This window comes from Marinobacter sp. (genome assembly GCF_041690615.1).
Lineage (GTDB): Bacteria > Pseudomonadota > Gammaproteobacteria > Pseudomonadales > Oleiphilaceae > Marinobacter.
This window is the reverse complement of sequence record NZ_JAWLGY010000001.1, coordinates 369,477-381,291: the sequence shown is the minus strand read 5'-3', so window position 1 is coordinate 381,291 and position 11,815 is coordinate 369,477. Positions and strand designations below refer to the sequence as shown.

Annotated in this window: 10 protein-coding genes and 1 tRNA gene; 3 read left to right on the top strand and 8 right to left on the bottom strand. The window is 61.8% G+C overall.

Annotation, left to right across the window (positions count from 1 at the left end; genetic code table 11):
- Positions 1–22: 22 nt before the first annotated feature.
- A tRNA-Ile gene (locus tag ACESMZ_RS01675) sits at positions 23–99 on the top strand.
- A gap of 143 nt (positions 100–242) precedes the next feature.
- Here the strand turns inward: ACESMZ_RS01675 and ACESMZ_RS01670 are convergent.
- Positions 243–1,013 (bottom strand): glutamine amidotransferase, encoded by a 771-nt coding sequence (locus ACESMZ_RS01670; RefSeq protein WP_372957987.1) that lies wholly within the window; start codon positions 1,011–1,013, stop codon positions 243–245.
- A gap of 294 nt (positions 1,014–1,307) precedes the next feature.
- Here ACESMZ_RS01670 and ACESMZ_RS01665 point away from each other — a divergent pair, with 294 nt between their 5' ends.
- Positions 1,308–2,348 carry a lipase secretion chaperone gene (locus ACESMZ_RS01665; RefSeq protein ID WP_372957988.1) on the top strand — a complete coding sequence of 347 codons (1,041 nt, stop codon included), beginning with the start codon at positions 1,308–1,310 and terminating at the stop codon, positions 2,346–2,348.
- A gap of 16 nt (positions 2,349–2,364) precedes the next feature.
- Here the strand turns inward: ACESMZ_RS01665 and ACESMZ_RS01660 are convergent, their stop codons facing one another.
- The 4 genes from ACESMZ_RS01660 to ACESMZ_RS01645 all read right to left on the bottom strand — a co-directional run bounded on the left by ACESMZ_RS01660 (position 2,365) and on the right by ACESMZ_RS01645 (position 6,343).
- Complete coding sequence (locus ACESMZ_RS01660) at positions 2,365–3,177, bottom strand: formylglycine-generating enzyme family protein (RefSeq protein WP_372957989.1); 813 nt, start codon at positions 3,175–3,177, stop codon at positions 2,365–2,367.
- 14 nt (positions 3,178–3,191) lie between these two features.
- Positions 3,192–3,854 (bottom strand): SGNH/GDSL hydrolase family protein, encoded by a 663-nt coding sequence (locus tag ACESMZ_RS01655; protein WP_372957990.1) that lies wholly within the window; start codon positions 3,852–3,854, stop codon positions 3,192–3,194.
- 201 nt (positions 3,855–4,055) lie between these two features.
- Entirely contained in the window at positions 4,056–5,657 is a 1,602-nt protein-coding gene (gene lnt, locus ACESMZ_RS01650; protein WP_372972110.1) for an apolipoprotein N-acyltransferase, read from the bottom strand.
- Entirely contained in the window at positions 5,654–6,343 is a 690-nt protein-coding gene (locus ACESMZ_RS01645; protein ID WP_372957992.1) for a lipase secretion chaperone, read from the bottom strand. Before ACESMZ_RS01645 ends, lnt begins: the two co-directional genes overlap by 4 nt.
- Positions 6,344–6,510: 167 nt before the next feature.
- On the opposite strand from ACESMZ_RS01645, the gene ACESMZ_RS01640 reads away from it, so the two are divergent.
- Complete coding sequence (locus ACESMZ_RS01640) at positions 6,511–6,969, top strand: DUF2489 domain-containing protein (protein ID WP_372957993.1); 459 nt, start codon at positions 6,511–6,513, stop codon at positions 6,967–6,969.
- 297 nt (positions 6,970–7,266) lie between these two features.
- Here ACESMZ_RS01640 and ACESMZ_RS01635 read toward each other — a convergent pair whose 3' ends face one another.
- From ACESMZ_RS01635 to ACESMZ_RS01625, 3 genes are all read right to left on the bottom strand, one after another.
- Positions 7,267–8,634, bottom strand: a complete 1,368-nt coding sequence (locus ACESMZ_RS01635; protein ID WP_372957994.1) for an HDOD domain-containing protein — start codon at positions 8,632–8,634, stop codon at positions 7,267–7,269.
- 113 nt (positions 8,635–8,747) lie between these two features.
- Entirely contained in the window at positions 8,748–10,823 is a 2,076-nt protein-coding gene (recG, locus tag ACESMZ_RS01630) for an ATP-dependent DNA helicase RecG (RefSeq protein ID WP_372957995.1), read from the bottom strand.
- A 10-nt stretch (positions 10,824–10,833) separates the two neighbouring features.
- Positions 10,834–11,796, bottom strand: coding sequence for a hydrogen peroxide-inducible genes activator (locus ACESMZ_RS01625; protein WP_372957996.1), 963 nt, complete (start codon positions 11,794–11,796; stop codon positions 10,834–10,836).
- Positions 11,797–11,815 lie beyond the last annotated feature (19 nt).

Here is an 11,815-nt window from a genome sequence, read left to right as displayed (position 1 = left end):
TGGCAAGGCAAACCGCTATAAAGGGCCTATAGCTCAGTTGGTTAGAGCAGGGGACTCATAATCCCTTGGTCGCTGGTTCGAGTCCAGCTGGGCCCACCACTCTCCCCTACCCCACCCGGACATTTGCTCCAGACGAAAAAAAGCCGGCAAGTACCGGCTATAAAAATTTTGTCCAACAACACAACAATGCAGATCGTCGCAATGTCTGTTATGGATAATATACGTAGCTAATCAGAAGCGGATCAATAAGTATCTTGCGCAATGCCGGAGCGGTTATCCGGCATCTCTGCCGTTGCCCGGGTTTGTGAAGACGCATAGGCCTCAAACCGGGCAATCAGGCTGGTTGCCTCGGGGGTTGGCCGGACGGTATTGAGCAAATATCCCGGGTCCTGCCCTTCTTCCGCCAGGCCTTTGGCCTGGGTGTTCAGGTAGGCGGTCATGACCGCTTCGGTAAATTCCGGATGAAACTGGACGCCCCAGGCGTGGGGCCCAATCCGAAACGCCTGGTGGGGTTCGCCGTCAGACGTTGCCAGCAGCATCGCCCCGGGTGGAAGCTCCAGAACCGATTGAGCATGGGTCAGATGGGCAGGGAAGGAAGGGGGCAGCTGCCCCAGCAGTGGATCCTGTCGCCCTTCCCGGGTACAGGAAACCTCAAAGGTGCCGGATTCACGGCCCCGGGAACGGAAGCCGACCCGACCACCGAGGGCATGGGCCAGCAACTGGTGACCATAGCAGACCCCGAGTACCGGTACCTGCTGGCGCACCGCCTCATGCAGCCAGGCGGCGGTCTTTTCACTCCACGGTTCCTGGTCCGTCACCATGGCCGGAGAACCGGTCACCACAATGCCCTGCCAGTCTGACGGTTCACCGGGAAGTTGTTCGTGGGTGACATCCGTCACGACTGTTTGCTGGCTCTGTTCCAGCCTCGCACAGAACCAGCGGTCAAAGTCACCGTATTGCTGCCGGATATCCGGGTAGGTCGAACCCGTTTTCAGAATCAACATGCCTGCCATGGACCCAGTGCCCTCATCTCGCGGACTGAATACGGCAATGTAGCATGAACGGAACCTTCGGCGGAGCAGGTCGCCCCTGGTATTGCGCCACTTTAATGGCCTAACTGTTACTCGGGTCATAGCCAGCCATGGCCCCGCCCCCTATTATCAGCAGTCAGTGCGACCGGAGTCAGCCATGGGAATTTATGCCCGGGGCGCCCGTGCACATCCTTGCGGCAAAAAACCGGGGTGAGTGTGTTGGACCAGGTCAGATCAAACAGACCAGTGACCCGGGACGGATGGTGGCTGATTGCCTTGATATCCCCCCTACTGCTTCTGGGTGGCTGGATGCTTTGGCCGGACTCGCCTGCGCCCGCCACCGACTGGACATCATCCGGAGCAGTCTCTGGCCCGCCCCGGGAAACCATCGACTCCCGATTGCCGCCCCAGACCACGACAAACCCGCCACTGGCCAACCAATTGCCGGCAACCGGGACCGGACAGCCTGGCCAGGCCGGAACTGCACCCCCCGAAATCAGCCTGGACCGCCTTCAGCATGCCCTTGCCAATATCGCCGTGGACGAGGACGGCAACCTGGCTCTGGATGAAGTGGCCCTGGCCTCGTTACAGCAGGCGTTCCGGGCGGTGCAGAGCCTGGATACAACAACCATTGACGAGCTCCGGCTTTATGTACAGGCGGGCCTGGCCGGAGAAGCCGGCACTCAGGCGGCCCGGCTGCTTGACGACTATATCGGCTATCGCAACAGCCTTGCTGAAGCCAAAAACGCCTGGGCCGCGGGTGATGACCTGTCGCCACGGCAGCAACTCGAACGCACCATTGCACTTCGCCGGGAACACATGGACCCGGTGACTGCCAGCCAGCTGTTTGCCGGCGAGGAGGCCCATCAGCGCTACCTGATCGCCATGGATGACATCCGATCGGACATGCAGCTGAGTGAACCAGAACGGCAGGATGCCCTTGCCAGGGTCAGGGAAGACCTGCGCAGCGGCCGGCTGCTCGTCGATACCAGCGATGGCCAGGTGACGAGCCGGCTAAGACAACAGCGTGAACAATGGCAACAGCTGGGACTGACAGACGACATGCGCCGTCACCTTGCACGCCAGAGCCTGGGACTCGTGGCAGCCCGGGACCTGGCCGGCAGCGATGCGGAGGACTGGCAGAGTCGTTATGGTCAGTTTGAGCGGGAAAGAGATGCCATCCTCAGAGCTGGCCTGGCGGAGGCAGAGAAACGGCGTCAGGCCCGGGCGCTGGAAGAAAGATATTTTACCCCGGAAGAGCGCGAGGCTGCGGAAAACTGGTTGCCCCGTCACCTTCGGACGGAATCCGTCCGCTGACCACTAGACATGATGTTTATTCCGCATCAGTCTCGGGCATCGCCACCAGCCGGAAACCCGCCACATCCTGCCGTGCCACAAAACGGTTGGAGACCCTGGCGTGCACTGCGTGGAAGTGCCAACTACCTCCGCGGAGCACCTTGTACTCCCCGTCCTGCGGGCCGGCGGGATCAACCTGCCTGCCGGGCTCATAGGCGGCATACCAGTCGTCACACATCTCCCAGGTATTGCCGAGCATGTCGTAAAAGCCCCAGGAGTTGGCGGCGTAGCCCATGACAGGCTGCGGGCCGGATGCCCGTGGAAATGGCTGGCACCCCCGCAGTACGGTGCTGCCGGACACGTTGGCCTGATCAGGCCCGAGGCAATCCCCCGTGTGATAGGGGCCGTTGGTGCCGGCCCGGGCGGCATATTCCCATTCGGCCTCCGTTGGCAACCGGTAATCCCAGTCCGGGTCCTGCTCGGAGAGTTTGTTGATGTACCACTGAATCCACTCCAGGCGCAGGCCATCCACGGGACAGTCGTCGCCACATTCAGGGAAAGCGGAGGGATCACCGTCCACCAGTTCTGTCCACTGGCCGCGGGTTACCGGGGTTGTCTGCAGCCAGAAAGGCTGACTGATGATGACCTCGTGGAGCCTTTCGTCGGGCTCATGGCCAGGGGCGTCCGGGGCGCTGCCCATCCGGAAACGGCCTGCCGGTACAAGGTTGAAGGTCATGCCAAGGGCATTGCTGAAAGACCGGGGCTCAGCACCGTAGCCATCACCGGCCAGCAGCAGAGCCCCGGCCAGCACGCAGACGCACCCGGGCGGGATCAACGGGCCTGACAACATACCCGTGATAGTCCTTAATCCAGCGTATCCAGGATCAGGTCTGCCAGCACCCGCGAACCGGCCTCAGTCGGATGAATGCCATCAGAGGTAATGTAGCGGCTTTCATTACCGGCAAAGGCAGGACGGGTGTCGATGAACTTGACGCCCATCTGCGGATAATTCTCGGCCTTGTAGGTCATGGATACGGTATTGATCTGGTCACGCTCCGGATCGCCCAGGTTGTAGTAACCCAGGAAAATGATCTCATCGATACCATCATTGCGCATATCGTTGTACATGCCGGCGAGGGTCTGCTCGATGCCCATCAGGACTTCCTCAACACAGCTCTCGGTCGTACAGTCGGCCCCGTCACCCAGCAGGAAATCATTACCTCCACCATTCATGATGACCGTCTCAATACCGCTCTTGTCGGCGTTATCGTACTGGTTGGGTATGGTATATCGCCTGCTGCAGATCAGACTGCCGCCATTGACCTGGCACCCGCTGCGGGCATGGGTGTCGATATTCTCGTTCAGGTCCTCTTCCAGGTATTCATGGATATCGCCAGACAGGGCAAAGATGGAATCACCCACAATCATCTTGTCGGCGCTTGAACCGCCGCCACCGATAGACCAGGCGTTGAGGGCCACGCATGAGGCCAGCACCGCCAGCCCGAACCGTTTTACATTGTTGAGCATCACCATGATTCTCCTGCTTGTTGGTCGCTTTATTCTCGCCGCCACGCTTCCGGATGCTGGCTGCGTAACCGCGTTCTCAGGCAGGAAAAGTGTATGGGGTGCACCTCTGAGGTGGCTATGACGTGACCTGCGAAATGCACCGGGTGCCGGACATCAAGGCCCATGACCGGTGCGGGTAACGGGACCCGGATCACAACCCGGTCATCCAGGGTCACGAGCCGGGTGGCGACGACTCAGCCGGACCAGGACCAGGACAATGAGGCCCGCCAGTCCGGCCATCACCGCAAACCATTCAGGCCAGCGGGTGAACCAGGAACGGAACACCTGGCCGGCCGGGGTATAGGGCACATCGATGATCAGCCCAATACGCTCACCGAAAGGGGTAGAGGCAAGGATCCGTCCGGAGGGGGCGACCGCTGTGGAGGGTCCGTTATTGACGGCATGCACCAGGGAAACCCGGCTCTCCACCGCCCTCAACACCGTGGCACCTGCATGCTGCCAGGGCTGCCTGGAATCGCCGAACCAGCCATTGTTGGACAGCACCACCAGCAGCGGGCTTTCCGGCGCCGCCGCCACTGAACGGGCAACATGGCCAGCGAAAGCGCTTTCGTAACAGATCGCCGGTACCAGGTGGACTCCGCCTACCGGAAAGGTCACCCGGTCGCTTCCCGGTGTCAGATTGGCGAAAAAATCACCGAGGTAGTCACTGGCCCAGCTCACCAGCCAGGGAAACTCCCGGGACAGCGGTAGCGTCTCGCCGAAGGCCACCAGCCGATGTTTGCGGTAGCGCCCCGCAAGCTCACCGTCAGCATCCAGGAACAGGGACGAGTTGTATTCCCGGAACCCCTGCCCACTGCCTTGCTGTTCGGCGTCATGGAAAATCAGCGGTACGCCCTGGCGGGCCACACTCCGCCGGAACGCCCCGGGGACATGGTCGACCTCGAAATAGCCCTTGTATCGCGTCTCCGGCCAGATGATGACCTCGGCGCCGGTATCGGCCAGCTGGTGACTGAGGGCCATTTCCGGTGGCCAGGCCCGGCTGTATCCGGGTTCAGGCGCCGGCACCGATGCACTGGGGGACTCGTTGGGCTGAACCAGGCCCACGGCGAGTGTTGGCCAGTGGGCTACCTGGCGATCCCAGCGGTCCAGGGCCCAGACGCCATAGCCAAGCCACGCAAGCAGCGCCAGCATCCCGGCGGCGCCCAGCGCAGGACCGGCCCGGCGGGCGGTGCTCCGGCCCATGGCCCGGAGCACCACTGCCGCGACCAGGGCATTGCTGACCCCGATCATCAGGTCCACCCCGTAGACCCCGGTCAGATCCGCACCCTGGATGGCCACCAAAAAAGCACTCTGGCTTTCGCCAAGCTGCAGCGGGAACAGCACCGGGAACCCGCCGTAAAACATCATGACCAGGACCGGAAACAGCCAAAGGTTGTCCTGACCGGTAAACCGCTGGGACCAGCGCCAGACCAGCATCATAAAGGCGGGCAACTGGGCGGTCAGCAGCCAGAAAACCAACGCCCCGGCCAGTGCGGGGGCCAGGGGATAGTCTTTCAGGCGTTGCAGAAACTCCACCATCCACGGCGTGGCCACCAGGTACATGGACAACCCGGCCAGTAACCCGAGCCAGTAGTGGGCCGCTGCGGAACGGCCATTGACTACCACCAACAAGGGCACAAAGGCCAGCCAGGTCAGCGGGTAAAGGCCGGCGTAGTTATAGGGCAGCGCCAGCATGATCCCGGTGGTCAGCGCGCCCGCTACCGGCCATAGGTGGTCAAGAAGTGGTCGGAGGAATATGGTCATTGCCCCTCCGGATTGTCCTGTCCGGCTACCAGGGCTTCCCGGTGCTGGCGGATCAGGCGCTGTTTCCCAGCTTCGTCCAGGTCGTCTCGCTGCATGACCAGTTGTTGCACCAGGTGCATTTCGGTCATTCGATGGGTCGTGCCATATAGCCGGTTCGCCACGTCCTGGCCAAGAACCGACCGGCGCAGGGCTTCCTGGAAGCGCAGTTGAACCCAGGCGCCTTCCGCTGTGCCCGGACCACCGGGGCTCAGCTCCAGAAGGCTCTGCTCAAGGTGGCGGTACGCCAGGAAATCCGTCAGCACACCGGCAAGGTCCTGTGCAGCACCTTCAGGCAGGCTGGCCCGTAACAGATGGTTCGCCCGGTGGATACCGTCCGCCTGGAATGACAGCGCATTGCTGAGCGCATGGAGGACATCGCCGTAGGCTTCGAACTGTTCGGCTCTGCCGTCTTCCCCCAGGCGCAGGCGGCTGATCGCCCGGTCGACCCGGGCAAAGTCGATCTGTTCACCGGGGGCGAGCCTTTCAGAGCGGAGATACCGCCCGGGACCCGGATCCGGATCGGCCATTACCCCTACCGCGCCCACGCCATTGAACCACCAGGCCAGCAACAGCAGCGCCACCGTCAGCATGGCCTGGGCCATCAGCCAGCGGGGGGCGGGTAGTCGGGCCTGGGATGAGGTGGGCATGGCATGGTCCTTTCGCCAATGGTTCCGGTGCGGTCAGCTGTCCATCATAACCAGTCCGCAAGACCCGGCGGAATGATGAAGTTCACAGCCCTGAGGGTTCCGGGCACACCTCAGGGCAGCGCAAATCCGTTACACTATGGCCTGACCTTTCTTACCGGAGCCTGTGTATGCCCCAGTGGTTGCAGTGGAGCCTGATCGTCCTTGGTGTGGCGGCCATTATCATATTGCTGGTTTTCATCGCCAGACATGCCCGCCAGATCCGCGAGCACCGACGTCAGCAAGAGCGTCAGCGAACGTTCCAGATGGAGCGCCGGCAGAACATGATCGAGAGCATCCGCATTCTGGCCATGGCCATCGAGGAAGACCAGGTGGAGTACTCGGAGGCCTGTCTGCGAATAAAGGGCCTGCTTGACCACGTTGATCCGCGGTTACTGGAACAGCCCCCCTATCAGATCTTTCTCGAGATCCACGACAGCATACAACACATGCCGACACACAGGGCACGCCAGCAGACTGACTCGCACTTTGTTCGAAAAATGGATGAAGAGCGTTTCGCCCTGGAAAAACAGCATGCAGACGCGATACGTCGTGCCGCTACAGCCATTCGGCACCGGGAATTTGATTGACAACCATCACGATTTTGTAATTTTTTGTAACCAGCTGACCTGCCGGCTTTAATTGAAAATCAAACATTTGGTGTGCTTTGTAACCGATAGCATGCTGGACGCGTCAGCTTGTCCGACCGGTCACAGGAAATTTCCGGTCAGTGGACTAAAGTCTAAGTAACCCCCTCAATCAGGTGAGAACAGCAGTCAGCGGTGAAGAAGTGGTTGGTGCGCCAGACTCGGGCGCACCCTGATCTGCAACAAGCGGGTGAGCTTGCCGGCCTCAGGGCCGGCTTTTTTGCGTGCGAACCGGGGGCCTCAGCTGTTGCCCATCATTCCTGCCATCGCCGCGACCGCGTCCTTCGATGCCACCAGGTCATCGAAGGCAAGGGCGGTGCTTTCCGGGTCAAGCCCGAGTTCGCTATAGAGCGCTTCCGGAATGGGTGCACGGGCACCGATTCCCAGGCCCCGCTCGTTCAGTAGCTGGCGGCCCAGCCAGAGCAACCGTGGGTAGGTATCATGCTTGCCGTGGTAGCCCGGGCTTTTCTGATATCGCAGGGCAACGATCACCTCATCCGGCATTCCCCAGTTGTGCATCAGTTCAGCTGCCAACTGCTCCCGGGTAACTCCCAGCAGATGTTGTTCCACCACCGAGGTATCGATATGGGGATTGACCTCCCAGTTGCGGCAGGCCAGCCGGAAATGGGGCGGGAAAACGTGTGCCAGCACCAGGTAACCGAAGTTGTGAAGCAGCCCGGACAGATAGGCCAGCCCGAATATCGGACGTTGCCCCCTGGGCATCATGGTGGCCAGCACTCCCGCCGCCTGGGCCTGCCAGATCGCCTGTTGCCAGTAACCCACGAACCCCTGCGGGTGCTCCTCCGGCTGCTTCAGCGCCCGCCCCAGGGACAGCCCCATGGCCAGGTTCATGACCAGATCGAATCCGAGAATCCTGGACACCGCATCATGCACCGAGCTTACCTGGCCGGCAGCCGCGTAGAAGGATGACGAGGCCCAGCTGACGACCTGCGCAGCCAGGCTGGGATCGCTTTCAACAATATCCACCAGGTCCCCCATATTGGCGTTGGGATTCACCCGCAAATGGATGATGCGCTGTGCGGTTTCAGGTAACGGGGGCAACTCGAGGGTATCTTCCAGCCGTTGACGGATTCTCAGGTTGGTGAAGCGCTCGATAGCCGAGAAGACCTGCTGCTGATCCCTTTCCGGCGACCGTGGTGTGACATCAATGGCGGCCAGGGGAACGCAGAAGGACCGCTCCTCCACCTGCCCGGCCAGTGCGCGGAAGTCGGCCTGATTCAGCGTTATCCGTGCATCGACCCCCACGGGCTCAAGTACCAGGGTTTCGGCCTGGCCAACACGCTGGTCTACCAGGGTGGGCCAGCCGGTCAGTCCCGGCATGGCGGGCAGACCGGGCAGGCCGGTCTGTTTCAGAAAGCGCCCGTAGTCAGAACGGGCCACCAGGCGCAGTTCACGCCCCAGCTGCTTGTTCAGGCCGACCAGGTCAAGCAGGTCATCCTGAAGACAGATGACCTGAAGATGGCCCTGATCATCCGCCAGCAGCACCATGCGTAACCGGGCACCTGAAGCGGGTCCGTTCAAGGCTTCCGGATCGGGAGTGATGGAGGCCTCGTTCAGAAGTTTCCGGACAGCACCGGACATCTCCATGTTTTTCTCCTGCTATGAAACGTGGTTAACCTGTCTGCCAGTGTGGCTCAAAGTGTGCCCGAACGCAGACCGGTTTGGTCAATTAAAGGTAGCAATACGGAATGGCTCCGGATTCAGACGTCACCATAACGAACCCGTTCTCCCAGCCAGCGGCGCACCAGTGCTTCGGTGGCACGGGGGTCCTTCAGGATTTCTGGTGCCATGGTGCGCACACTTTCGATCCAGTGCCGGTCCCGCTCGAAGTCCGCAAGCCTGAACTGCATCATGCCGGTCTGGCGGGTACCCAGCACTTCCCCCGGCCCGCGGATCTCCAGGTCCTTCTCGGCGATCACGAAACCGTCCTGGCTGTCGCGAAGGGCCTGCAGGCGCGCCCGGCCATTCCGGGACAGGGGTGCCTGGTACATCAGCACACAGAAGCTGGCCTGCTCACCCCGCCCTACCCGCCCCCTGAGCTGGTGCAGCTGGGCCAGACCGAGGCGCTCGGGGTTCTCGATAATGATCAGTGATGCATTGGGCACATCCACGCCCACTTCTATTACGGTAGTGGCCACCAGCAGATCCAGCGCACCCTCCTTGAACCGGTCCATGACCGCGGCCTTTTCGGCCGCCTTGAGACGGCCATGAACCAGCCCGACCTGAAGCTCCGGCAGTCTCTCCTGCAGGTATACCGCGGTCGCCTCCGCTGCCTGGCACTGCAGGGCCTCCGATTCCTCGATCAGGGTACAGACCCAGTAGGCCTGACGGCCGGACTGGCAGGCCCGGCGGACTCGCTCTATCACTTCATCACGGCGACTGTCCTGGATGACAATGGTTTCAATGGGTTTGCGCCCTGGCGGCAATTCATCGATCACCGAGGTGTCCAGATCCGCGTAGGCGCTCATAGCCAGGGTACGGGGTATGGGGGTTGCGGTCATGATCAGCTGGTGGGGCGCCAGCCGCCCCTCTGCCCCCTTGTCCCGCAGGGCAAGGCGCTGGTGGACCCCGAAGCGGTGCTGTTCATCCACAATCACCAGACCCAGGCGTTCAAACCGCACATCTCCCTGGAATAACGCGTGGGTGCCGATGACCAGCCGGGCCCGGCCCTCCGCCAGCCGGGTCAGGGCCTCTGTACGGGCCTTACCCTTGACCTTGCCGGACAGCCAGACCATTTCCAGGCCCAGTGGCTCCAGCCACTGCCGGAAATTCTGGTAGTGCTGCTCGGCCAGGATCTCGGTGGGCGCCATCAGCGCCACCTGGGCACCGGCCCCGATAGCCTGCAGTGCCGCCATCGCAGCCACTACGGTCTTGCCAGAGCCCACATCCCCCTGAACCAGTCTGAGCATTGGTAACGGCTGACTCAGGTCCTGGCGGATATCCGCGACCACCCGGGCCTGTGCCGGGGTCAGACTGAAAGGCAGCTGATCAAGGAAACGCTCCGTCAGGTCACCCCCGGGGAGCAGTGCCAGCGCCTGCCGCTGCTGGATCTGCTGGCGTACCAATAGCAGGCTCAGCTGGTGGGCGAGCAGTTCCTCCATTACCAGCCGTTGCTGGGCCGGGTGACGCCCCTCCATCAGCAGGTGCACCGGCGCATCTGCCGGCGGGGCATGAACAAGGGCAACGGCCGCTGTAATATCCGGCAGCTGATAGTCCGAAAGCACCGACGGAGGGAGCCAGTCCGGGATCGGATAACGTTTCAGGTAGGTCAGCGCCTGTCGGCACAGGCTGCGCACCCGCGGCTGCTGTATGCCTTCGGTCAGGGGGTATACCGGCGTGAGTGTCGCTTCGCCCGGCGGGGGCATGGGTGGGGGATTCACCTGGTATTCCGGATGGTAGAACTCGAACCCGGCCCGGCCGGGGCGCACTTCGCCGTAACAGCGCACCCGCGCCCCTTCGGTCAGCTGGTTCTTCTGGGCTGCGGAAAAATGGAAAAAGCGCATAACCACAAAGCCGGTATCGTCCCTGAGCGTCACCTGCAGGCTACGTCGCCGGCCCATGACCATTTCAGAGCGCACGACTTCACCCTCCACCACCCCGGTATCTCCCAGCCGCAGGCTGCCCATGGGGATTATTCGGGTACGGTCTTCATAGCGATGGGGCAGATGGAACAGCAGGTCTTGTAGCGAATGGATTCCAAGTTTGGCCAGGGTGCCGGCAAGGGCGTTACCGACACCCTTTAGGGTGGTGACAGGCAGGTCTTCCAGTGACGCCATAAAGCGACCGTCAGCTGCCGGCAGCCAGGGCCGGCTTCTGCTTTTCTGCCTTCTCGATCACCCGGCACTGACTGGCCGCAAGAGACAGTACGTCAATGGCCTTCGGCCGGGGGAAGGTCACCCGCCAGGCCAGGGCGACAGTGCGGAAAGGCACCGGGGGCGCAAAAGGTCGTACCGCCAGGATATCCTCGTCATAGGGCATTGACGTTGCCGCTGATAGCGGCAATACGGTAATACCCAGGCCGGAAGCCACCATGTGACGGATGGTTTCCAGGGAGCTGCCCTCGGTGACCAGGCTGGGCCCGGCCCCGGTATTCTGTCGCTCGGTCACGGTTTCCACCAGTGGCGGGCAGGACTCGAGCACCTGGTCACGGAAGCAGTGCCCCGGCCCCAGCAGCAGCAATTGCTCACCGGCCAGCTGCTCGGCTGTCAGCGCCGACTCCTTCGCCAGCGGGTGCCCTCCCGGCAACAGGATCACAAAGGGTTCGTCGTAAAGCGGCAGGGTTACCACCTCCGGCTCTTCAAAAGGCAGCGCGATAATGATGGCGTCCAGGTCGGACTGGCGCAGCTTCTGGCGCAAATTGCCGGTATAGTTCTCTTCAATGTAGAGCGGCATCTCCGGCGCGGCCCGGCGAAGCTCCGGCAGCAGATGAGGAAACAGATACGGGCCAATGGTGTAGATCGCGCCGACCCGCAACGGCGAATTCAGCTGGTTCTTGCCATCCTGGGCCATGTCACGGATCACGCCGACCTGATCCAGTACCCGCTGTGCCTGCTCGATGATCCGGTGGCCGGTTTCCGTGACGCGGATGCTGCTTTTGCTGCGCTCGAACAGGGGAACACCGAGTTCTTCCTCAAGCTTCTTGACCGCGACACTGAGGGTCGGCTGGCTGACATGACAGCGCTCGGCGGCCCGCCCGAAATGCTTTTCCCTGGCAAGCGTGACAATGTAACGTAGTTCGGTCAGGGTCATGACAGGCTCCAATTGCTCT